This window comes from Vibrio sp. 1159, from assembly GCF_033340395.1.
Lineage (GTDB): Bacteria > Pseudomonadota > Gammaproteobacteria > Enterobacterales > Vibrionaceae > Vibrio > Vibrio alginolyticus.
Genome location: NZ_JAWOWL010000027.1, coordinates 21821 through 43926, shown reverse-complemented (window position 1 = coordinate 43926; position 22106 = coordinate 21821). Strand labels below are relative to the sequence as shown.

The 22106-nt window shown below is 44.9% G+C and carries 23 protein-coding genes; 2 read left to right on the top strand and 21 right to left on the bottom strand.

Annotation, left to right across the window (positions count from 1 at the left end; all coding sequences use genetic code 11):
* Positions 1-47 precede the first annotated feature (47 nt).
* The 11 genes from ndk to trmJ form a co-directional block, all read right to left on the bottom strand.
* Entirely contained in the window at positions 48-473 is a 426-nt protein-coding gene (ndk, locus tag R7127_RS18835) for a nucleoside-diphosphate kinase (protein ID WP_005381702.1), read from the bottom strand.
* 95 nt (positions 474-568) lie between these two features.
* The gene (pepB, locus tag R7127_RS18830; protein ID WP_064376911.1) at positions 569-1867 is read right to left on the bottom strand and encodes an aminopeptidase PepB; all 1299 of its coding nucleotides are present in this window, start codon (positions 1865-1867) and stop codon (positions 569-571) included.
* Between the two features lie 161 nt (positions 1868-2028).
* A complete protein-coding gene (iscX, locus tag R7127_RS18825; RefSeq protein ID WP_005381711.1) occupies positions 2029-2223 on the bottom strand; it encodes a Fe-S cluster assembly protein IscX in 195 nt (64 codons plus the stop codon).
* A gap of 44 nt (positions 2224-2267) precedes the next feature.
* Complete coding sequence (fdx, locus tag R7127_RS18820) at positions 2268-2606, bottom strand: ISC system 2Fe-2S type ferredoxin (RefSeq protein ID WP_005381713.1); 339 nt, start codon at positions 2604-2606, stop codon at positions 2268-2270.
* A gap of 13 nt (positions 2607-2619) precedes the next feature.
* Positions 2620-4473: a Fe-S protein assembly chaperone HscA gene (gene hscA / locus R7127_RS18815; RefSeq protein ID WP_213895536.1), complete on the bottom strand. Its 1854-nt coding sequence runs from the start codon at positions 4471-4473 to the stop codon at positions 2620-2622.
* Positions 4474-4494: 21 nt separating this feature from the next.
* Entirely contained in the window at positions 4495-5010 is a 516-nt protein-coding gene (gene hscB / locus R7127_RS18810) for a co-chaperone HscB (protein ID WP_064376912.1), read from the bottom strand.
* A 55-nt stretch (positions 5011-5065) separates the two neighbouring features.
* Entirely contained in the window at positions 5066-5389 is a 324-nt protein-coding gene (iscA, locus tag R7127_RS18805) for an iron-sulfur cluster assembly protein IscA (RefSeq protein ID WP_005381717.1), read from the bottom strand.
* Positions 5390-5459: 70 nt separating this feature from the next.
* Positions 5460-5843, bottom strand: coding sequence for a Fe-S cluster assembly scaffold IscU (gene iscU, locus R7127_RS18800; protein WP_005381718.1), 384 nt, complete (start codon positions 5841-5843; stop codon positions 5460-5462).
* A 38-nt stretch (positions 5844-5881) separates the two neighbouring features.
* Positions 5882-7096 carry an IscS subfamily cysteine desulfurase gene (locus R7127_RS18795; protein ID WP_025768862.1) on the bottom strand — a complete coding sequence of 405 codons (1215 nt, stop codon included), beginning with the start codon at positions 7094-7096 and terminating at the stop codon, positions 5882-5884.
* Positions 7097-7124: 28 nt separating this feature from the next.
* The gene (gene iscR, locus R7127_RS18790) at positions 7125-7631 is read right to left on the bottom strand and encodes a Fe-S cluster assembly transcriptional regulator IscR (protein WP_005381720.1); all 507 of its coding nucleotides are present in this window, start codon (positions 7629-7631) and stop codon (positions 7125-7127) included.
* Positions 7632-7756: 125 nt separating this feature from the next.
* On the bottom strand, positions 7757-8476 hold the full coding sequence (trmJ, locus tag R7127_RS18785; RefSeq protein WP_025768861.1) for a tRNA (cytosine(32)/uridine(32)-2'-O)-methyltransferase TrmJ: 720 nt from the start codon (positions 8474-8476) through the stop codon (positions 7757-7759).
* A 231-nt stretch (positions 8477-8707) separates the two neighbouring features.
* Between trmJ and suhB the strand changes: the two genes are divergently transcribed.
* Positions 8708-9511 (top strand): inositol-1-monophosphatase, encoded by an 804-nt coding sequence (gene suhB / locus R7127_RS18780; protein ID WP_005381722.1) that lies wholly within the window; start codon positions 8708-8710, stop codon positions 9509-9511.
* Positions 9512-9581: 70 nt separating this feature from the next.
* Here suhB and R7127_RS18775 read toward each other — a convergent pair whose 3' ends face one another.
* From R7127_RS18775 to R7127_RS18740, 8 genes are all read right to left on the bottom strand, one after another.
* Positions 9582-9893, bottom strand: a complete 312-nt coding sequence (locus tag R7127_RS18775) for a hypothetical protein (protein ID WP_017633920.1) — start codon at positions 9891-9893, stop codon at positions 9582-9584.
* A 141-nt stretch (positions 9894-10034) separates the two neighbouring features.
* Positions 10035-10451: a hypothetical protein gene (locus R7127_RS18770; protein WP_017633921.1), complete on the bottom strand. Its 417-nt coding sequence runs from the start codon at positions 10449-10451 to the stop codon at positions 10035-10037.
* 164 nt (positions 10452-10615) lie between these two features.
* A complete protein-coding gene (gene secF / locus R7127_RS18765) occupies positions 10616-11563 on the bottom strand; it encodes a protein translocase subunit SecF (protein ID WP_033905800.1) in 948 nt (315 codons plus the stop codon).
* A 14-nt stretch (positions 11564-11577) separates the two neighbouring features.
* Positions 11578-13434, bottom strand: a complete 1857-nt coding sequence (gene secD, locus R7127_RS18760; RefSeq protein WP_005381724.1) for a protein translocase subunit SecD — start codon at positions 13432-13434, stop codon at positions 11578-11580.
* Positions 13435-13455: 21 nt separating this feature from the next.
* On the bottom strand, positions 13456-13785 hold the full coding sequence (gene yajC / locus R7127_RS18755; protein ID WP_005381725.1) for a preprotein translocase subunit YajC: 330 nt from the start codon (positions 13783-13785) through the stop codon (positions 13456-13458).
* Positions 13786-13962: 177 nt separating this feature from the next.
* Positions 13963-15099, bottom strand: coding sequence for a tRNA guanosine(34) transglycosylase Tgt (tgt, locus tag R7127_RS18750; RefSeq protein ID WP_005381727.1), 1137 nt, complete (start codon positions 15097-15099; stop codon positions 13963-13965).
* 147 nt (positions 15100-15246) lie between these two features.
* Positions 15247-16299, bottom strand: a complete 1053-nt coding sequence (gene queA, locus R7127_RS18745) for a tRNA preQ1(34) S-adenosylmethionine ribosyltransferase-isomerase QueA (RefSeq protein WP_005381728.1) — start codon at positions 16297-16299, stop codon at positions 15247-15249.
* Between the two features lie 268 nt (positions 16300-16567).
* A complete protein-coding gene (locus R7127_RS18740; protein WP_033905798.1) occupies positions 16568-17734 on the bottom strand; it encodes a trypsin-like serine protease in 1167 nt (388 codons plus the stop codon).
* A gap of 323 nt (positions 17735-18057) precedes the next feature.
* Here R7127_RS18740 and R7127_RS18735 point away from each other — a divergent pair, with 323 nt between their 5' ends.
* On the top strand, positions 18058-18507 hold the full coding sequence (locus R7127_RS18735; RefSeq protein ID WP_152560889.1) for a CBS domain-containing protein: 450 nt from the start codon (positions 18058-18060) through the stop codon (positions 18505-18507).
* A 123-nt stretch (positions 18508-18630) separates the two neighbouring features.
* On the opposite strand, the gene aceA is transcribed toward R7127_RS18735, so the two are convergent.
* Both aceA and aceB read right to left on the bottom strand, forming a co-directional pair.
* Positions 18631-19944 carry an isocitrate lyase gene (gene aceA / locus R7127_RS18730; protein WP_005381733.1) on the bottom strand — a complete coding sequence of 438 codons (1314 nt, stop codon included), beginning with the start codon at positions 19942-19944 and terminating at the stop codon, positions 18631-18633.
* Positions 19945-20064: 120 nt separating this feature from the next.
* Positions 20065-21693, bottom strand: a complete 1629-nt coding sequence (gene aceB / locus R7127_RS18725; RefSeq protein WP_017820561.1) for a malate synthase A — start codon at positions 21691-21693, stop codon at positions 20065-20067.
* Positions 21694-22106 lie beyond the last annotated feature (413 nt).

Genomic DNA, 22106 nt, shown 5'->3' with positions numbered 1-22106 from the left:
AGGTTATTACGAACTAGATCATCACGCAAAAGTGATGCATGAACGAGTTAGCGAGAGAAAACTTCTGATTCAGGGAAGAAAAACTCAATTTCACGAGCGGCAGACTCAGGGCTATCTGAACCATGAACTGAATTGTGACGCATGCTGAGTGCGTAATCAGCACGCAAAGTGCCACATGCCGCGTCCTCTGGGTTGGTTTTACCCATTAGCTCGCGGTAACGTGCAATCGCATTTTCGCCTTCCAATACCTGAACCATAATAGGACCAGATGTCATGAACTCTTTTAGAGGAGGGAAAAACTCTTTACCTTCATGCTCTGCATAAAAGCCGCTTGCCTGATCTTCTGTCAGGTGAACCATTTTGGCAGCGATGATACGTAGGCCAGCCTTTTCAATACGATTGTAGATTTCACCAATTAGGTTTCGCTCTACAGCATCAGGCTTAATGATTGAAAATGTTCTTTCTAGAGCCATAAAATTTCCTTTCTGTACTTGTAATAATAGTTGTGCTTTTAAAGTGACTTACTGGGTAAGAGCAGCACTCAAACAAGAGAGTGCTGCAATCAATCTTATTTTCCAGCTTGCTCATTGAGGAAACGAGCAAGTGTACGAACACCCATACCCGTTGCTCCCGCAGCCCATTTATCAGAAGCGGCTTTACGATACGTACCCGCACAGTCGAAATGTAACCAGCCTTTTTTGTAGTCCTCAACGAAGTAAGACAAGAATGCAGCTGCAGTACTTGCACCTGGAGAATAATCACCAGAGCTGATATTCGATAAATCGGCAAAATTAGATGGCAGCATTTCTCGATGGAAATCAGCAAGTGGTAGCGGCCACAAGCCTTCTTTTTCCTGGCTTGCCGCCGTAAGCGCTTGATGCGATAGCTCATCATCAAAGCTCATTAGCGCATGGTAATCGTTACCTAACGCATTCTTCGCTGCGCCTGTTAGCGTCGCGCAGTCAATGATTAACTCAGGCTTTTGCTCACTGGCGTAGATAAGACCGTCTGCAAGCACCAAGCGACCTTCCGCGTCGGTATTCATAATCTCAACGGTTTTGCCGTTTTTGTAAGTGATGATGTCGCCAAGCTTAAGGGCACGGCCAGAAACCATGTTCTCAGCACAACACAAGATCAGTTTTACGCGCTTGTTTAAACCGCGCAAGATAGCTAATCCTAGGCCACCAGTGATAGTACCCGAGCCACCCATATCTGCTTTCATTGCACTCATGAAGGTAGAAGGCTTCAAGCTGTAACCACCGGAATCAAAGGTGATGCCTTTACCCACAAGACATGCGAATACAGGTGCGTTTTCGTCACCAGTTGGGTTGTAGTCTAACTGAAGCATCGCAGAAGTACGCTCAGAACCACGGCCTACTGCGTAAATACCTTCCCAACCTTCTGCCAACAAGTCTTTGTCTTTGACGATACGTGCTGTCACCGTGCCTTTCGGCGCAACAGATTTGATGAATTCAGCAGCCATTGTCGCTAGCTGACGAGGAGCAACTTCTTCTGCCGTTTTGTTGATAATATCGCGGGTAAAATCAGTCGAAGTAATACGAGCTTGAAGCTCTGCTTGATCTTCATCAGACAATGCAGCCCACTCAACTGAGCCATGTTTTTTAGGGTTACGGAACCCTTGGTGGAAAGCCCATACGCTCTCTAGATCCCAGTTATCACCAGAAAGAAAAATAGAACGAATTCCTTGGCCATCTAGCTGACGAGCTGCACGTTGAATTGCGCCGAGATCATAACCTTCACCTAAGTGAATAGTTGCGCCGTTTTCAGCGAATGAAAGCAGTGCTTTTTCACCCCAATGTGGTGCTGCCGACTCTTGACTTAAAAATACAGACATCTGTGTAGACATGGTTTCTCCTTGTCTTATAGCAGCGTTGCCTACGCTGCTTCTTTTTAATAACTCACGGATGTTAGCATTATGTAGGGCAAAAATGTCAATTGGATAAAAAAACGGACCTAAAGGTCCGCTTTTTTTAGTAAGAATTGTTAACTAGGCTGTGTTTTACAGACTTAGTCTGCTTCGTCCATCCAGCACATGATAACGGCTTCTAGAATCTTTTCATTAGAACGGTTTGGCTCATCGTCAAACTCATCTAACTCCATGATCCATTGATGAAGATCGGTAAAACGCACTGTTTTTGGATCGACATCTGGAAACTTGTCACAAAGTTCAATCGCGATATCGCGAGAATCTGTCCATTTCATTGCTCATCTTCCTTTTGCTTCTTCCCTATATTGGGAAGATAGTTTTAGTGATCTTCTGAAGCGTGGTTTAGTGTGTATTTAGGAATTTCTACCACCAAGTCTTCATCAGCGATTCTCGCCTGACACCCTAGGCGTGACTCAGGCTCTAGACCCCACGCTTTATCTAGCATGTCGTCTTCTAGTTCTTCACTTTCTTCTAGTGAATCAAAACCTTCACGGATGATTACGTGGCAGGTAGTACACGCACATGACTTCTCACACGCATGTTCAATACCGATACCGTTTTTTAGCGCTACGTCTAGAACGGTGTCACCAGAGTTTGCTTCCAACACTGCACCTTCTGGGCACAAATCGTCGTGTGGTAATACAATAATCTTAGGCATAACTACTTATCTCTTATATATCGTCTACTGATTGACCTGACAACGCAGCTCGAATCGATTTATCCATACGGCGTGATGCGAAATCTTGACTCGCTTTATCGGTATCTTTAATGCCTTGCTCTATCGCATCTGCATCATCACCATTACGCAGCTCAATCAAGGCTTCGATGGCTTTAATCAAGTTTTGTTTCTCTTGTTCTGATAGTAAGTCATCACCATCAGCTTGCATCGCTGCAATCAAACCTTCTATCACTCGGTCGGCTTCAACACGCTGCTCAGCTAAGGCACGAGCTTGCATGTCTTCTTTTGCGTGCGTCATTGAATCACGCAACATATCCGCCACTTCATTGTCACTTAAGCCGTAAGAAGGTTTTACTTGAATCTCTGATTGAACACCAGTGCTCTTCTCCATTGCCGTAACAGAAAGAAGGCCATCTGTGTCAACTTGGTAAGTCACGCGAATATGTGCCGCACCCGCTGCCATCGGAGGAATACCTTTTAACGAGAAGCGAGCAAGTGAACGACAGTCATCAACCATTTCACGTTCACCTTGTACCACATGAACACTCATCGCCGTTTGGCCATCTTTGAATGTGGTAAATTCTTGCGCACGCGCAACGGGAATCGTAGTGTTGCGGGGGATGATCTTCTCGACCAAACCACCCATGGTTTCAATACCGAGCGACAGTGGAATCACATCAAGAAGCAACATTTCAGAGTCAGGTTTGTTACCCGCTAGGATATCAGCTTGAATACCCGCACCGATTGCAACAACTTCATCTGGGTTAATGCTTGTCAGTGGTGTACGGCCAAAGAATTCGCCAACCATTTCTCGTACAAGCAATGTGCGTGTTGAGCCACCAACCATGACGACCTCGAGTACTTCATCTGCGTCGACATCCGCATCTTTTAATGCGCGACGACAAGACATCAGGGTTTTCTTCACTAGCGGACGAATCAGATCTTCGAACTGCTCGCGAGTCACGGTGCCTTTCCAACCAAAAACGTCAACGTCAACACTGTCTTGCTCAGAGAAAGCAATCTTAGCTTCAGTAGCAATGTTCAACAGTGTACGGTTCTTTTCTGCAGAAAGCGGCGCTTCTAGACCCGCTTGCTCCATTAAATAATCGGCAAATAGATGGTCGAAGTCGTCACCGCCTAATGCAGAATCGCCACCTGTTGCTAATACTTCAAATACGCCTTTCGATAAACGTAGGATAGAGATATCAAAAGTACCGCCACCTAGATCGTAAACCGCAATCACACCTTCTTGACCAGAGTCTAGGCCATAAGCAATTGCCGCAGCGGTTGGTTCATTAAGTAGACGGAGAACATGAAGACCAGCTAATTTCGCCGCATCTTTTGTACCTGCACGTTGCGCGTCATCAAAGTAAGCAGGAACGGTAATAACGACACCTGCTAACTCACCACCTAACGTATCTTCAGCTCGCTTACCCAATACTTTTAGGATGTCCGCAGATACTTCAATCGGGTTTTTGTCACCTTGAGGTGTTTGCAGAATTGGCAGGCCGTTTTCACTCTCTTTAAAACGATAAGGAAGTGAAGAGTAACGGGACTGAATGTCCTTTAATGAACGACCGATCAAACGTTTTACAGAGATAATCGTGTTCTCTGGTTCAAACTCTGCTTTGGCTTTGGCTTCGTGGCCGACCGTTAACGTTTCCTCAGCGTAATTAACGACTGAAGGTAAAATAGTACGGCCCTGCTCGTCCGCAAGTGGAGTTGCATCGCCGCTACGTACAGAAGCAACCAAAGAGTTGGTAGTACCTAAGTCGATACCCGCTGCTAACTTATGCTCATGAGGTGCCGAGCTTTGGCCCGGTTCTGCGATTTGAAGTAGTGCCATGATAGGTCCTTGTCACGCTTACTAGCCGAGGAGTTTGTCTTCGACTAGCTCAATTTCGTTCTTTAGTTTGGCAATGAATTTTAGCTTACGAACTCGGTCTGCGGCTTCAGCCCATAGACCATCATCAAGCTCTTGCTCGACGCTTGCCAGATGCTGTTTGTACATTTTTCTGACCTTAGAGTCGAAGTCAAAAAGCGCCGATTCAGGATCGGAGTTGTCAGCAATCTCTTCCAGTTCTTCGCGCAGTTCCATTTGCTCCATTAAGAACATCGGATCTTGCATCGTTTGCTGTTCACCTCGGATCTCAACACCTTGCTCTGCGAGGATATACTCGGCGCGAGAAATAGGATTTTTCAGAACTTGATAGGCATCGTTGATTTGCGCCGCCTTTTGCACCGCCATCAAACGGTCACGTTCTGAGCCCGTTGCAAAGTTATCCGGGTGGAAGCGTTTTTGTAGTTCTCGGAACTGAGAAGAAAGAAGGCTACCATCCAGCTTAAACTGACTTGGTAGCCCAAATAATTCAAAGTGATTCATTAAGTTCGGGTCCTAGTAAAGCCTTCCGGACTCGTTTGCCCAGAAGGACAATCAATTAGACGTTGAAGCTTTCACCACAACCACATTCACTTTTCGCGTTAGGGTTGTTGAATTCAAAACCTTCATTCAACCCTTCTTTCACGTAATCCAATTCAGTACCATCTAGGTACACTAAGCTCTTTTGATCGATGATAATTTTCACTCCAGAGAGTTCAAATACTTCGTCTTCTTCATTGAGCTCATCAACAAACTCAAGTACGTATGCCATGCCGGAACAACCAGTCGTCTTCACTCCAAGACGTAAACCGATACCTTTGCCTCGGTTATCTAGGAATGCTCTTACGCGACTTGCCGCTGATTCTGTCATTGTGATGGCCATACTGCACCTTAGTCTGTCTAAATTTCGATTGGAATGGGAGCGTCAAAGCTCCCATTATATTACGGAATAATTATTCTTGGTGTTTTTTCTTGTAGTCAGCAACCGCTGCTTTGATTGCATCTTCAGCAAGAATAGAACAGTGAACTTTCACTGGTGGAAGCTCTAGCTCTTCAGCAATCTCAGAGTTTTTAATTGCTGCCGCTTCATCAACTGACTTACCTTTTACCCACTCAGTTACTAGTGAGCTTGATGCGATTGCACTACCACAACCGTATGTTTTGAACTTCGCATCTTCGATGATACCTTCAGGTGTCACTTTGATTTGAAGCTTCATTACGTCACCACACGCAGGAGCGCCAACCATGCCGCTACCTACTGATGGATCTTCTTTATCGAATGAACCAACGTTACGTGGGTTCTCGTAGTGATCAATTACTTTTTCGCTGTATGCCATGATAAATTACCTCGAATCCTCTATTTCAATCCCTGAGATTAATGGTGAGCCCATTCAACAGTGCTCAAATCAATCCCTTCTTTGTACATATCCCATAGAGGAGACATGTCGCGTAGCTTAGTCACTGCAACGCGGATTTGTTCAATTGCGTAATCAATTTCTTCTTCAGTCGTGAAACGACCAAACGAGAAACGAACCGAGCTGTGAGCCAATTCGTCATCCATGCCTAGGGCACGAAGAACGTAAGAAGGCTCAAGGCTTGCAGACGTACAAGCACTACCAGAAGATACCGCTAGATCTTTAAGCGACATTAGTAGTGATTCACCTTCTACGAATGCGAAACTGATGTTTAGGTTGTGTGGTACACGCTGCTCAAAGTCACCGTTTACCGTCACTGCTTCTAAGTCTTTCACGCCATCAAAAAGACGGTTACGAAGCGCTAAAGCATGATCGTAATCTTTTTGCATGTCTTCTTTTGCAATACGGAATGCTTCACCCATACCTACGATTTGGTGAGTAGGTAGTGTACCAGAGCGGAAACCACGCTCATGGCCGCCACCGTGCATTTGCGCTTCAAGACGAATACGAGGCTTACGACGAACGTAAAGTGCACCGATGCCTTTAGGGCCATAAACTTTGTGAGCAGAAAGCGAAATTAGGTCAACTTTCATCTCTTGAACGTCGATTGGTAATTTACCTGCAGATTGCGCTGCATCCACGTGGAAAACAATTTTACGCTCACGACACAATTCGCCGATCGCTGTAATGTCTTGAACCACACCAATCTCGTTGTTTACGTGCATAATAGACACAAGCACTGTGTCATCACGCATTGCCGCTTTAAGCTTCTCTAGATCGATCAAGCCATTTGATTCTGGCTCAAGGTAAGTCACTTCAAAGCCTTCACGCTCAAGTTGACGACATGGGTCAAGAACGGCTTTGTGCTCTGTTTTACAAGTGATTACGTGCTTGCCTTTCTTCGAGTAAAAGTGCGCTGCACCTTTAATAGCAAGGTTGTCTGATTCTGTCGCACCAGATGTAAATACGATTTCGCGAGGATCTGCATTTAGAAGGTCAGCAATTTGCTCACGAGCAGTATCGACCGCTTCTTCTGCCTGCCAGCCGTAACGGTGCGAACGCGACGCTGGGTTGCCAAATGTGCCATCCATTGTCATGTACTGAACCATTTTTTCAGCAACACGTGGATCAACTGGACATGTAGCGGAATAATCAAGATAAATCGGCAGTTTCATTCTCTACTCCAATGTAAAAAGCTGACCGCTAAGAGCGGACGTTTACACCGATGGGCGCGGCGGTTGTATTTTTGTTTGATAGCCCATGGGTTACCGCCAGATCAATGTCCTGACGATCAGAAATTTCGAGTACTTCATTGTCTGTCATCAACTCACCAAGAGTGATGTTATTCAAAAAGTCACTAATGCGAGAGCTTAGGTCACGCCACAGCGTGTGAGTAAGGCAACGTGTTCCACCTTGGCAATCTCCTTTACCTTGGCATTTGGTTGCATCTACTGACTCATCAACGGCAGCAATCACGGTACCAATAGCGATACTGTGAGCGTCGGCACCAAGTCGGTAACCACCACCAGGACCACGAACGCTGGCAACGAGACCTGCTTTACGCAATTTTGAAAATAGCTGCTCTAAGTAAGAGAGCGAGATCCCTTGACGCTCTGAAATATCAGCCAGAGGTACAGGGTTTTGTTGCGAATGCAGTGCCACATCCAGCATGGCTGTCACCGCATATCTTCCTTTAGATGTAAGTTTCATACCACACCGTATCCACATGGTTTGTAATGGTTAAGATTTTTCCATACCTGAGTAATTTGGTCAAGTATTTATTTGACCATTTTACTCAGGTATTCATCCTTACACCTAAAGTGGTTATTATTCACTCAGAACTTCTTTTCTATCGAAGTCAAAACGCCTCGTAGAATATTAAGTTCTTGGGTTTCTGGTCGAGCACGAGAGAACAAACGGCGCAACTTATTCATCACCTGTCCAGGTTGCTCTTTGTTAATAAACTGGGTCTCAACCATCACCTTTTCAAGATGCTCGAAGAACATTTCGAGTTCTCGATGACGCGGGTATTCTTCCGATTCATTTGGGGAAAACTGTCTTTGCTCTAAGTTCAAGTGTGCAACTCGCACTTCGTAACTGAGAGTTTGTACAGCCATCGCTAGGTTAAGCGAGCTGTACTCAGGATTAGCGGGAATACAAACATGGTAGTGGCACTTTTGTAGCTCTTCGTTTGTCAAACCAGTTCTTTCTCGGCCAAACACGAGCGCAACCGGATGCTTTCGGCCTTCAACTGCAAATTTCTCACCGCATTCACGTGGCTCGAGCATTGGCCATTCTAATGTACGAGAGCGGGCGCTAGAACCCACAACAAGGCCACAATCTTCAACAGCTTCTTCTAATGTGCCGACAATCTTTGCATTTTGAGCAATATCACCAGCACCCGCAGCTAAAGCAAGAGTTTGTTCATCCACTTCACATTGTGGATCGACTAATACTAGTTGGTTTAAACCCATCACTTTCATTGCTCGAGCTGCTGAGCCAATATTGCCTGAATGAGAGGTACCTACGAGTACAATTTTTACTTGATCCAACATCTGTGTTTGCTACCTAAATTAAAACCGCAGAATGTTATCATAGTTTTTTAAGACACCCTAGAGGCAAGCAGACCTCTCTTCTCATTCTTGGTTATTGTTGTCGTCCGCAGTATGATCTGTACACTCAGCCGTCCGCAATTAGAGCAAAAAATAACCACTTCCCTTTTTGATTATCTCTGGTATACTCGCCGCCGCTTTCATTTGTTCTTTAACATCCGTTGGGAAATTCGTATGCATCCAATGCTAAACATTGCTATTCGCGCTGCGCGAAAGGCAGGCAATCATATTGCTAAATCATTAGAAAACACTGATAAAGTAGAATCTACTCTTAAAGGCACTAATGACTTTGTCACTAACGTAGACAAAGAAGCAGAATACATCATCATCGATACTATCAAGCAGTCTTACCCTGAGCACTGTATCGTTGCTGAAGAACAAGGTCTTATCGAAGGTAAAGATAAAGACGTACAATGGATCATCGACCCACTGGATGGCACCACTAACTTTGTAAAAGGTTACCCAACTTTCGCGGTTTCTATCGCTGTTCGTATTAAGGGCAAAACTGAAGTTGCTTGTGTTTACGATCCAATGCAAAACGAGCTATTCACTGCACAACGCGGTGCCGGCGCTCAACTAAACAGTGCACGTATTCGTGTTGCTCAACTAAAAGACCTTCAAGGTACTGTTCTAGCAACAGGCTTCCCATTCAAGCAGAAACAACACGCTGAGTCTTACATCAAGATCGTTGGTGCGCTATTCACTGAATGTGCTGATTTCCGTCGTAGCGGCTCTGCTGCTCTTGACCTTTGTTACGTGGCTGCTGGCCGTGTTGATGGTTACTTCGAGCTAGGCCTAAAACCTTGGGATATGGCAGCAGGTGAGCTTATTGCTCGTGAAGCTGGCGCAATCCTAACAGACTTTGCTGGCGGCACTGACTACATGAAGTCTGGTAACATCGTTGCTTCAAGCGCTCGTGGCGTAAAATCTATCCTTAAGCACATCCGCGAAAACGGTAACAGCGCGATCCTTAAGTAAGATTTGAAAGTCATATATAGCCCGTCACGCTGATGACTTTAGAAAGCCCCGCTCATTGAGCGGGGCTTTTTTATTTCGAACAATCAGCCTGTTTGTAGAAACGGTCGTAGTCAGATAAGTGGTCTATTTTTACGTGCTTAACCTTCCATATTTGTTCCTTCATTAAAAACTGCAGCGAAACCGTGACTGGCTGGTATACATCACCAAAGCCGTTTACAGAAAGACATCCAACTCCTCCATCCTCACTGTACTCTTCAAAGTAAGACAGCTCTGTAACCAAACTTGATGGGATAGATGATAAAAATGGAAATTGATGACCAAATTTTATTGGGTGAGACTTAATACTGTTCAGCTCTTCAATCGATAGATTTGGTCCTGCCATAGCTTCTACCACCTCTATATACTGCATCTTGTATAAATTATTACGTATATCAAGGTAAGTATCGTGGAGTGGACTTGCGATGCAGGGCGTTGAAACACTTAGTAAAACCGGAATAGGTAGAATTCTATTTAGCATAACCAACTAAACCCCAGCTTCACGGAGCGCTTGATCAATTTTACTCGGCTTAAATCTGTACTTACAAAGCCCCCACTCGCACTGCTCTAAAAGCTCACGGACATTTACCTGCCCAGTAACTCCAAAGGAAACAACACCAAAAAGAGAAACACTCCCACTGTATGTCAAAACACCATCACGAGTAGTTTTAAAAGTAACAGAAACGGCTTTTAATTTTATGCCCAGCTCTTCAACCATTTCTTTTGAAACTTCAAACTTAGTAAATCCAAGCTCACCAGATAAAGTTACTTTACCTGACTCATCAACTGCTAACTTGAACCTTTTCCCTCCAGTAACTAGCTTGGTGGTAACACCTTTATTGTGCTTGTAAGAAATCTCTACAAACTTCAGTAACTGTACTTTTATTTCAGCTTGCCTTGACATTATTTCCTCCCGAAATTGTTGAACATACTTCCGATATTCAACTCAATCAAAAAACTACAATTCAAGCTGGAAGTACCTCAAAAAAAAATGAAACTTTCAAATCTATCAGGCATAAAAAAACCGCTGATTGTTCAGCGGTTTTTGTTTTCGGTTCTCAATCTGCCTTATGGCATTTCGTCGAACTCTGCACCCTCTTTTTCTACTTGAGGTGGCATCAAGTGCTCTTTCTGGATACCCAGTTTTAGAGCCAGTGCTGATGCTACGTAGATAGAAGAGTAAGTACCTACAGTGATACCGAGTAAAAGTGCGGTTGCAAAGCCGTGAATCATAGCACCACCCTGCATGAACAGTGCAATTACCACGAACAACGTCGTACCAGATGTAATCAATGTACGGCTCAACGTTTGAGTGATTGAGGCGTCCATAATGTCTGAAGGTTCACCCTTACGCATCTTACGGAAGTTTTCACGAATCCGGTCAAATACAACGATGGTATCGTTGAGTGAGTAGCCCACAACCGTCAGTAGCGCAGCTACGATAGTCAGGTCAACTTCAATTTGTAGAAACGAGAAGACACCTAGCGTGATAATTATATCGTGAGCCAATGCCATTACCGCACCAGCCGCTAGACGCCATTCAAATCGCATCGATACATAAAGCAGGATACAGATCAGCGATACCAAGATCGCTAGACCACCAGCTTCTGTTAGCTCATCACCAACGTTGGGACCTACGAACTCAATACGACGCATTTCTACGCTTTCGCCAGTACCATCTTTGATAGCACCAATGATTTGGTTACCTAGCGTTTCACCAGAAACGTCATCACGTGGACGAAGACGGACCATGACTTCACGAGCACTACCGAAGTTTTGTACTGTCGCATCACTAAAGCCTTTGGAATCTAGTGCTGCACGAATCTCTTCAAGGTTTGCTGGCTGTTCAAAACCGACCTCGATAAGCGTACCGCCAGTGAAATCTAGACCCCAATTAAGCCACTTGGTTGACAAAGTGAAGATAGAAGCAGCAATCATTATAATTGAAAAAACGAATGCTACTTTCGACCAACGCATAAAGCCGATCGTCTTCTCTGCTTTTAGAATTTGAAACATATTAATTCCCAGCCTTAGATCGACAATTTATCAACGCGTTTGCCACCGTAGATCAGGTTCACGATACAACGTGTACCAATAATGGCGGTGAACATTGAAGTTAAGATACCGATAGATAGAGTAACTGCGAAACCTTTCACCGCACCTGTACCGACCGCAAATAGAATGATTGCAGTAATTAGTGTTGTGATGTTCGCATCAGCAATCGTGCTAAATGCATTCGCGTAACCTTGGTGAATCGCTTGTTGTGGACTACGTCCATCACGAATTTCTTCACGGATACGCTCGAAGATCAGTACGTTCGCATCAACCGCCATACCGACTGTTAACACGATACCGGCTATCCCCGGAAGCGTCATGGTAGCGCCTGGAATCATCGACATAACACCAATGATAAGCACCAAGTTTGCCATTAGAGCGATGTTTGCAATCAAACCAAAGCCGCGGTAGTAAAGCAGCGTAAATAGCATTACGGCAACCATACCCCAGATACATGCTTGGATACCCATATCGATGTTTTGCTGGCCCATTGATGGACCAATGGTACGTTCTTCAACGATAGAGATAGGTGCAATCAGTGCACCAGCACGTAGTAGAAGTGCTAGGTTGTGTGCTTCTGCAGCAGAGTCGATACCTGTGATACGGAAGTTACGACCAAGAGCCGATTGAATCGTTGCTTGGTTGATGACTTCTTCATGCTTATCCAGAATAACTTTGCCTTCAGGCGTACGACGGCCACTGTCTTTGTATTCTGCAAACACGGTAGCCATTAGCTTACCAATGTTCTTCTTAGAGAACGCAGACATCTTATTACCACCTTCGCTGTCTAGCGAGATGTTAACTTGTGGACGACCATATTCATCAACACTTGAGCTTGCATCTGTGATGCTTTGACCGCCAAGAATAACGCGCTTCTTAAGCACAACTGGGCGACCATCACGGTCCATCTTGATTTCACTACCTGCTGGCGCACGACCATTTGCCGCTGCCGATAGGTCAGCTTTATCATCAACTTCACGGAATTCAAGCGTTGCCGTAGCTCCGAGAATTTCTTTTGCACGAGCAGTGTCTTGAACACCAGGCAGTTCAACCACAATGCGACTAGCACCTTGACGTTGAACCAATGGTTCCGCAACACCTAGTTCGTTGACACGATTACGTAAAATCGTAATGTTTTGCTCAACAGCATAGTTACGGATCTCTTGTAAACGTTGCTCAGTAAAGGTTGCAGTAAGAGCGTAACGGCCATTTGAATCAGAATCGACAAAAATCATGTCCGGGTGATTCTTTTCTAGCGTTGCTTTCGCTTCTGCTAATTGCTCTTCGTTACGCAACAACACTTCTACCGCTTCTTTTCCAGAAGGGCGGATTGCACGGTAACGAATCTTGGCGTCACGAAGTTCGCTACGGAAAGCTTCTTCTTGTTGACCAACAAGCTTTTCCATCGCTGCATCCATATCCACTTCCATTAAGAAGTGAACACCACCGCGAAGGTCAAGACCTAGCTTCAATGGTGACGCGCCAATCGCTTCTAGCCAATCGGGTGTAGAAGGTGCAAGGTTAAGTGCAACAATTGTGTCTTTGCCTAGCGCTTCGCTGATGACATCACGAGCACTGATTTGTGTGTCAGTGTCGTTAAAACGAACAAGAATTGATCCATCTTCGAGAGCAATGGATTTATGAGAAAGTTGCTCTTTGTTAAGAGCAGTAGTGACAGCATCCAGCGTTGACATATCTACAGAGGCGCCACGCGCCCCTGTAACTTGAATAGCCGGATCTTCACCGTAGATATTTGGAAGTGCGTATAACGCAGCGGTGATGATGGCAAAAAGCACCATCAAGTACTTCCATAATGGATAACGGTTTAGCACAGCGAGGATCCTTTAGCTGTTTTATAGAGACTTAAGCGTACCTTTTGGTAGCACTGCAGTGATGAAGTCTTTCTTGATTACTACTTCATTGTTCGCGTTAAGCTCAATTGAAATGTAGTCATTGTCTTCAGCAATCTTAGTGATTTTACCCACTAGGCCACCGCTAGTTAAAACTTCGTCGCCTTTGCCCATAGAAGCCATTAGGTTTTTGTGTTCTTTTACGCGTTTCGCTTGTGGGCGGTAAATCATGAAGTAAAAGATCACTGCGAACATGCCAAGCATGATTAGCATTTCAAAACCACCGCCTGCTGGCGCGCCTTCTGCTGCTGCGTGAGCCTGAGAAATAAACATTAAAACATCCTCATTATATTTTATTGATAATCAAACAAATTGGGCTTTCGCATTTTAGATTCAAGTCTGAGAGTAACTAATAGAGATCGCTCTCTCAAAAATAACGTGCGTTAGCCTACTTTATTAGCAAAAGCCTCTGGCGACATGCCAAAGGCTTTAATTCTTTTAGTTTTTCAATTACTGCTCTTTTGCTAGTGGTGGCACTTCACGGCCACGACGCTCATAGAACTCAGTAACAAATTCATCGAAGCGATCTTCATCAATTGCTTTACGAATGCTTTCCATCAGACGCTGGTAGTAACGCAGGTTATGGATTGTATTCAAGCGAGCGCCTAAGATTTCATTACAACGCTCTAAATGGTGAAGGTACGACTTGCTGTAGTTTTGACAAGTGTAACAGTCACAATGCGGATCCAATGGTGTTGTATCCGTTTTATGTTTCGCATTACGGATCTTGATCACACCACCAGTCACAAATAAGTGACCATTACGTGCGTTACGCGTTGGCATTACACAGTCAAACATGTCGATACCACGACGAACACCTTCAACCAAGTCTTCTGGCTTACCTACGCCCATCAAGTAGCGAGGTTTGTCTTCAGGAAGTTGAGGACAAGTATGCTCAAGAATACGGTGCATGTCTTCTTTAGGCTCACCTACTGCCAAACCACCAACCGCGTAACCGTCAAAACCGATTTCCGTTAGACCTTTTACCGACACATCACGTAAATCTTCGTAAACACCACCTTGGACAATACCAAATAGGTTGTTCGGGTTTTCTAGCTTCTCGAAGTGGTCACGTGAACGCTGTGCCCAGCGTAATGACATTTCCATCGATTTCTTCGCTTCATCGTGTGTCGCTGGGTAAGGCGTACACTCGTCAAAAATCATAACGATGTCAGAGCCCAGGTCTTTTTGAATTTCCATCGACTTTTCTGCGTCCATGAAAATCTTGTCACCGTTTACTGGGTTACGAAAGTGAACACCTTCTTCAGTGATCGTACGCATCTTACCAAGGCTGAATACTTGAAAGCCGCCTGAATCAGTAAGAATAGGACCGTGCCAGTTCATAAAATCGTGCAGGTCACCGTGCATTTTCATCACTTCTTGACCAGGACGTAGCCACAGGTGGAACGTATTACCTAGCAGAATTTCTGCACCAGTACCTTTTACTTCTTCTGGTGTCATACCTTTAACGGTACCGTAAGTACCTACTGGCATGAACGCAGGAGTTTGAACAGTGCCGCGTTCGAAAGTCAGTTGACCACGACGTGCATTGCCGTTTTTCTTCTTAAGATCGAATTTTAATTTCACGATGCCTCCGGGTGTCAGAGAAACAGTCTGACTGAGTGTTTAGGGCTCTACCCTACTTTAAGGAGCGGTCGCTTTTCCTTGCGAGAGACAAAGCAATGGATGCTTTATTTCCTAGCTTACTGCTAGCACTCGTAAATCTATTTTTAACTACGCTGTTTTCTTCTTGATGAACATTGAATCGCCATACGAGAAGAAACGGTATTTGTTTTCCACCGCATGTTTGTAAGCATTCATGGTGTTCTCGTATCCAGCAAATGCACTCACCAACATGATCAGTGTTGATTCAGGCAAGTGGAAGTTTGTGATCAAGCAATCCACTAGCTGATATTCGTAACCAGGGAAAATAAAGATTTCAGTATCGCCAAAGAATGGGGCCAGCTCAGTCCCTTTTTGCAATGCGTCTTGCGCTGCACTTTCAAGTGAACGCACAGATGTGGTACCAACAGCAATAATTCGTCCGCCACGCGCTTTCGTCGCTTTAATTGCTTCGACGACTTCTTGCGGTACTTCTACGTACTCGGCATGCATGTGGTGATCGTTGATATTTTCCACTTTTACTGGCTGGAATGTACCCGCCCCAACGTGCAAAGTAACGTAAGCAAACTCTGCACCTTTCGCTTTGATTTTCTCCAAGAGAACATCATCAAAGTGAAGGCCCGCTGTCGGTGCCGCAACCGCACCTGGCTTTTGATTATATACCGTTTGGTAACGCTCTTTATCTGCATCTTCGTCTGGACGGTCGATGTAAGGAGGAAGCGGCATATGGCCGATTTCTTCCAGAATTTCTAGTACCGTCTTATCAGAACTAAATTTCAGTTCAAATAAAGCATCATGGCGTGCAACCATTTCTGCTGAATATTCATCATTCTCGCCAACAATAATGGTTGTACCTGGTTTTGGTGATTTAGAGCAACGAACGTGCGCGAGGATGCTTTTCTCATCCAACATACGCTCCACCAGCACTTCTAATTTACCGCCCGATTCCTTGCGGCCAAAAAGACGAGCAGGAATAACACGAGTATTATTAAACACCACTAAGTCACCGGGTTGAACTTGGCCCAATACATCAGTAAATGTGCCATCAATGAGCTCTCCGGTATTGCCGTCCATTTGCAGCAGTCGGCTAGCGGTACGCTCTGGTTGAGGGTAGCGAGCGATGAGTTCATCTGGAAGGTCGAAATGGAAATCTGATACTTGCATGTTACTTGTCTTATCTATTGGTCAAATCACGTCTAGGCGACGATAAAATTGCGACGAGTTTTTCGCAGCAGACTAGTATATGTTTACATGCTGCAATAGCAAGCAAATCACCAGAATATAGCAGTAAAAGCCATGGTGAAGAGTGTAATAAAACGTGAAAAGCCTCGATTACTTGGCACTATTTTTAATTTGAGCCCCAAAGAGAGAACATGAAAAAAGCAAAGCAGCGTATACCGCTGCTTATTAGTTTGGCATTCCAATCGCCCTATCAAACCTCACGCTTTCGCCACAAGAATAACGGCACGAATAAACCCAATAACCAAAACCCTAGACTGCCACCTTCATCATCTGAGCCTTTGAAATCACAGTTATTGGTCGCAATGCCATCGTGACACTCTTTATTGTCACCACTTTCATTGTTAGCACTTTTGATAAAATTCGGCGCAATGATGTAACGACTTGGTGGCGCATCGGCAGTGATGTAAGACTGTACCCAGTCGTAATAGTGGCTCACCTTGGTGTAGAAACTTGGGATCGTCAAAGAGCCACACGTTGGTAGAATAAGGGGGCCGCCACTAACAATACCAATTTGTTTGCCGGTCGCCACATCGACCAACGGGCCACCACTGTCACCTTTACATGCAGAGTTGCCATATTGAGTATGGCTATCTGGCTCCAATACATGGTTTTGTGTTGGTAGCGTACAAATTTTGGTTTGGTTGTCTCTTGAATCAATGATCCCCGGAAAACTGCTGCCAATTTCTAAACGCTCATAACATTTGTCGATGGGTAAAAATGTGCTAATGGTGGTTTTGAGCGTATTAGAAGGTTCAGAAGCATCCGGCTGAGTAGCCCCCCATCCAAACACTTGCACATTTTCGACACGTTGATTGGTCAGGTAATTATCGTTCCAATCCGCCGCCAAACGTGCTTCGATACTCTCCATGTCAACTTTACTCGCTAGGTCAGCAAAGCTCGCGTTTGCCACTGGGCGCGTGAGATACAGCAACGCGATGTCTGAATCTAAACCGGTTTGGATAGGTTTCACGTTGCCATTACTGTCGGCCTCAGCTTTTGAAATCCGGGTGTAATCCGGATGAACCACAACGTGAGACACCGGATAGAAGTTATCAAGCCCTGCAGAATTAAGTTCATACACATTCGCATTCACCGACAACTCACCCGGCGGGGTCACATAGTAGGTTGCTTCATTGGTTCCTTGTCCCATCACCACACAGTGCGCCGCAGTCAGTACCCATTGCTCTGTCAGCATCGTTCCCCCACACAGCGGAAACTCTGCCATATTACTTGCTCGCAAAGTAACGCGGTCAACAGGATCGGTTTGTTCATCTCCTAACACAATCGCCTGTGTTGATGGCACACTGAATGCCGCCACTGCCAGCGCAATAAGTTTGTTACACGTTGTTCGTTTCATCTAGGTTGCTGTCTTCAATTTGGTAAGCCTGGGCGTATCTTCTTCGAGAGAAGAATCTTGGAAAATCCAGCGAATAAAAATGTGCGATTCAATTCATTGGATTACCTTGGGGACACATTCAATATCAACTAAAAATGCCAACTGACTCGCACACAAACCGACTTATTCAAATTAATAAAAACACCAATAAAACACCAATAAAACACAGATTACGCAGCCCATCAGCATTGTGCTATTTAATTGATGAAAAACGAGTTAGCTCCCAGATATACAGAAAAATATTCTCTATATTTAAGAGAAGGACAATGCCGCTGGAGGTCTCTATGATCAAGGTTGAAGACATGATGACTCGTAATCCTCATACCTTACTGCGCACGCACACCTTGCGTGATGCAAAAAGCATGATGGATGCGCTTGATATTCGACACATTCCGGTTGTTGATGCCAATAACCACTTACAAGGCTTGGTGACTCAACGCGACATTCTTGCTGCTCAAGAATCGAGCTTGCACCCAGATGAGGCTGAACAATCTTTTACTTTTGACACACCGCTCTACGAAATGATGCACACCAATATCATGACGGCAGAGCCTATCGCGGGGCTCAAAGAGAGCGCTATCTATATGCAAAAGCATAAAGTTGGCTGTCTACCTGTTGTCACCAAAGGTCGATTGGTCGGCATTATTACTGATAGTGACTTCGTGACGATTGCGATTAACTTATTGGAACTACAAGAAGAAGTGGAACCTGAAGAAATCGAGCAGGAAGAATAGTACGCAAGCGTATTCTCTTTGTTGTAAGTTTCGTTTTTACACCGGTTAAACGAAAAAAGAGCGGCAGGGTTGCCGCTCAAAATGCCATTACTGACGCTGATTAAGGAAGTGTTTCTCTGCCAATTAGAATTGGTCTTCTTCGGTCGAACCTGTCAATGCTGTCACTGAAGAGTTACCACCTTGGATAGTATTGGTCATTCTATCGAAGTAACCTGTACCTACTTCTTGTTGGTGCGCAACAAACGTATAACCTTTTTCAGCCGCTTGGAATTCAGGACGCTGAACTTTCTCAACATAATGACGCATACCTTCACCTTGAGCGTAAGCGTGTGCCAGTTCAAACATGTTGAACCACATGTTGTGAATGCCTGCTAGCGTGATGAATTGGTACTTGTAGCCCATGTCTGCAAGCTCTTGTTGGAACTTAGCAATGGTTTCTGCATCTAGGTTTTTCTCCCAGTTGAATGAAGGCGAGCAGTTGTATGCCAACAATTGATCTGGGTATTCAGCGTGAATTGCTTCTGCAAACTTACGTGCTTCTTCCAAACATGGCGTAGCCGTTTCACACCAAATCAAGTCTGCATATGGTGCGTAAGCCAGACCGCGAGAAATCGCTTGGTCGATACCCGCGCGAACGCGGTAGAAACCTTCTTGAGTGCGCTCACCTTCAATAAAGTCTTTATCATATGGGTCGCAATCTGAAGTAATGAGATCCGCCGCATTCGCATCAGTACGAGCAATAACTAATGTTGTTGTTCCCGCTACGTCAGCAGCCAAACGAGCTGCAACGAGCTTTTGTACAGCTTCTTGCGTAGGAACTAATACCTTACCACCCATATGACCACACTTTTTCACCGATGCTAACTGGTCTTCAAAGTGAACGCCCGCGGCACCGGCTTCGATCATCGATTTCATTAGTTCGTAAGCGTTAAGCACACCACCAAAGCCCGCTTCCGCATCCGCTACGATAGGTAGGAAGTAATCAATACCACCTTCATCTTCAGGCGTCTTACCAGCAGCCCACTGAATTTGGTCTGCACGACGGAATGAGTTGTTGATACGCTTTACTACTGACGGTACAGAATCTACTGGGTAAAGAGATTGGTCTGGATACATCGTCGAAGCGGTGTTGTTATCCGCCGCTACCTGCCAGCCTGACAGATAGATCGCTTCAATACCTGCCTTAGCTTGTTGAACGGCTTGACCACCCGTTAGCGCACCAAGACAGTTTACGTAACCTTTTTTCGCACTACCGTTGACCAGTGACCAAAGTTTGTCTGCACCACGTTGTGCAATTGTGTTTGCAGGCACCATAGAGCCACGCAGTTCCACCACTTCCTCGGCAGTGTAAGTACGCTTCACATTTTTCCAGCGTGGGTTAGTTGCCCAGTCTTTTTCCAGAGCTTCAATTTGTTGGCGGCGAGTTAAGTTAGTCATTGGTCTATCCCTCTTTATAATTTGCACTTTATGCGTGTGCGTTGAGTTTCCGTTCTCAGGCAGTACTTCCCTATCTGCCTTGAAAATCCTTCACGTTATTGGTGTTACAGTTATTCTTTATTAATCCAGGTAGTCATAACCAGGAACTGTCAAAAAGTTGGTCAGTTCATCGCTCGTCGTGAGCCTTGCCATTAAGTCTGCTGCTTCTTCAAATCGACCCGCATGGTAGCGCTGCTCGCCAATTTCTTGCTTCACGACTTCAATCTCCTCTTTGAGATAGAGCTCGAACAGCTCTTTAGTGACCTTTAATCCGTTGTCTAGCGACTTGCCGTGTTGAATCCATTGCCAGATAGAGGCGCGTGAGATTTCTGCCGTTGCTGCGTCTTCCATCAGTCCGTAAATCGGCACACAACCATTGCCAGAAATCCAAGCTTCGATGTATTGCAGCGCAACGCGAATATTGTGGCGCATTCCGCCTTCAGTGCGCTCGCCTTCACAAGGCTCAAGCAGTTCAGCTGCTGTAATAGGCGCATCCTCTGCACGGCTCACATCCAACTGGTTGGTGCGTTCACCCAGCACAGCACTAAAGACTTCCATAGCAGTGTCAGCCAAACCTGGATGAGCCACCCAAGTACCGTCGTGGCCGTTGTTAGCTTCTAACGATTTGTCAGTCTGGATCTTGTCTAATACTTTTTGATTCTCTTTCGGGTCTTTAGCTGGGATAAATGCGGCCATTCCTCCCATCGCGAAAGCACCTCGTTTATGGCAAGTACGTACCAATAATCGCGAGTAAGCGTTTAAGAATGGCTTGTCCATCGTTACCACTTGGCGATCTGGCAGTACTCGGTCTGAGTGTTTTTTCAATGTTTTGATATAGCTAAAGATGTAATCCCAGCGACCACAGTTCAAACCAACGATGTGTTCTTTAAGCGAGAACAGAATCTCGTCCATTTCGAATACCGCTGGTAAGGTTTCAATCAGCACAGTCGCTTTGATGGTGCCTGTATCCAAACCGAAATAGTCTTCCGTGAAATGGAACACTTCGCTCCACCACTTCGCTTCGTGATGCGATTGCAGTTTTGGAAGGTAGAAATAAGGGCCGCTGCCTTTTTGAAGTAACGCTTTGTAGTTGTTATAGAAATACAGAGCGAAATCGAATAGCGCACCTGGAATGATCTGACCGTGCCACGTAACGTGTTTTTCTTTTAAATGAAGGCCGCGAACACGGCAGATCAACACCGCTGGGTCATCTTCCAGCTGATAATGTTTGCCATTGCCAGGATTGGTGTAACTGATGGTGCCATTAACAGCATCGCGCAAGTTAATTTGACCATCCAGCACTTTACTCCATGCAGGAGACATTGAATCTTCGAAGTCTGCCATGAACACTTTTACATTCGCATTCAGTGCGTTAATCACCATCTTGCGGTCAGTTGGTCCGGTAATCTCCACACGGCGATCTTGCAGATCTTGTGGGATTCCTAGGATCTTCCAACTTCCTTCACGGATGTCTTGTGTCTCTGGTAGAAAATCTGGTAGCTCACCAGCATCAATACGTGCTTGCTTCTCTTCTCTTGCTTCCAGCAACTGTTCAACACGTCCGGCAAATTTTTCACACAGTAGAGATAAAAAGGTTTGGGCTTCAACAGGGAAAATTGCTTGATGTTCTGGAGCAACGACTCCATTCACCTCAAGCATGCCTTGGGTTTGCTTTAGTTGTTGTGTTTTTTGTTCTGTCTGAGCAAGCATAATCATTCATCCTTAACGTGCTTTATCAATCTTGGGCAGTCAGCGTAAAGCTACATTTGTAAGTTATGAACAACAAATTACATCCTTTAACTTTGTGTTCAACTCGTCTAGCCATGCCGATAGATTGCGTAATGCTACGTGTATTTTCAATCTAGACATAAGTCGTATCGGCCTTTAAATAAGCTATATCAACAAAGGGTTTAGTGAAACCCCTAATATAAACAAAACAGAAAATTCAAAGTTTTATTCCGCAAGGTAAAAACCATCTATCAAGCGCCTTATTTTGTAAGTTATTACGTAATAAAATTACATTAAATTTAAAGTCGCTTTATAATTTCAAACAAGCGTATGAATATTGACAGGTAAACAAACACCTTGTATTCACAAGGGCTGAAGAGATGGATTTAAACAGG

What these genes read in the sequence shown, in the direction of transcription:
- ndk (WP_005381702.1), bottom strand. Translation starts at nt 473, where the DNA reads ATGGCTCTAGAAAGAACATTTTCAATCATTAAGCCTGATGCTGTAGAG.
- pepB (WP_064376911.1), bottom strand. Translation starts at nt 1,867, where the DNA reads ATGTCTACACAGATGTCTGTATTTTTAAGTCAAGAGTCGGCAGCACCA.
- iscX (WP_005381711.1), bottom strand. Translation starts at nt 2,223, where the DNA reads ATGAAATGGACAGATTCTCGCGATATCGCGATTGAACTTTGTGACAAG.
- fdx (WP_005381713.1), bottom strand. Translation starts at nt 2,606, where the DNA reads ATGCCTAAGATTATTGTATTACCACACGACGATTTGTGCCCAGAAGGT.
- hscA (WP_213895536.1), bottom strand. Translation starts at nt 4,473, where the DNA reads ATGGCACTACTTCAAATCGCAGAACCGGGCCAAAGCTCGGCACCTCAT.
- hscB (WP_064376912.1), bottom strand. Translation starts at nt 5,010, where the DNA reads ATGAATCACTTTGAATTATTTGGGCTACCAAGTCAGTTTAAGCTGGAT.
- iscA (WP_005381717.1), bottom strand. Translation starts at nt 5,389, where the DNA reads ATGGCCATCACAATGACAGAATCAGCGGCAAGTCGCGTAAGAGCATTC.
- iscU (WP_005381718.1), bottom strand. Translation starts at nt 5,843, where the DNA reads ATGGCATACAGCGAAAAAGTAATTGATCACTACGAGAACCCACGTAAC.
- R7127_RS18795 (WP_025768862.1), bottom strand. Translation starts at nt 7,096, where the DNA reads ATGAAACTGCCGATTTATCTTGATTATTCCGCTACATGTCCAGTTGAT.
- iscR (WP_005381720.1), bottom strand. Translation starts at nt 7,631, where the DNA reads ATGAAACTTACATCTAAAGGAAGATATGCGGTGACAGCCATGCTGGAT.
- trmJ (WP_025768861.1), bottom strand. Translation starts at nt 8,476, where the DNA reads ATGTTGGATCAAGTAAAAATTGTACTCGTAGGTACCTCTCATTCAGGC.
- suhB (WP_005381722.1), top strand. Translation starts at nt 8,708, where the DNA reads ATGCATCCAATGCTAAACATTGCTATTCGCGCTGCGCGAAAGGCAGGC.
- R7127_RS18775 (WP_017633920.1), bottom strand. Translation starts at nt 9,893, where the DNA reads ATGGCAGGACCAAATCTATCGATTGAAGAGCTGAACAGTATTAAGTCT.
- R7127_RS18770 (WP_017633921.1), bottom strand. Translation starts at nt 10,451, where the DNA reads ATGTCAAGGCAAGCTGAAATAAAAGTACAGTTACTGAAGTTTGTAGAG.
- secF (WP_033905800.1), bottom strand. Translation starts at nt 11,563, where the DNA reads ATGTTTCAAATTCTAAAAGCAGAGAAGACGATCGGCTTTATGCGTTGG.
- yajC (WP_005381725.1), bottom strand. Translation starts at nt 13,785, where the DNA reads ATGTTTATTTCTCAGGCTCACGCAGCAGCAGAAGGCGCGCCAGCAGGC.
- queA (WP_005381728.1), bottom strand. Translation starts at nt 16,299, where the DNA reads ATGCAAGTATCAGATTTCCATTTCGACCTTCCAGATGAACTCATCGCT.
- R7127_RS18740 (WP_033905798.1), bottom strand. Translation starts at nt 17,734, where the DNA reads ATGAAACGAACAACGTGTAACAAACTTATTGCGCTGGCAGTGGCGGCA.
- R7127_RS18735 (WP_152560889.1), top strand. Translation starts at nt 18,058, where the DNA reads ATGATCAAGGTTGAAGACATGATGACTCGTAATCCTCATACCTTACTG.
- aceA (WP_005381733.1), bottom strand. Translation starts at nt 19,944, where the DNA reads ATGACTAACTTAACTCGCCGCCAACAAATTGAAGCTCTGGAAAAAGAC.
- aceB (WP_017820561.1), bottom strand. Translation starts at nt 21,693, where the DNA reads ATGCTTGCTCAGACAGAACAAAAAACACAACAACTAAAGCAAACCCAA.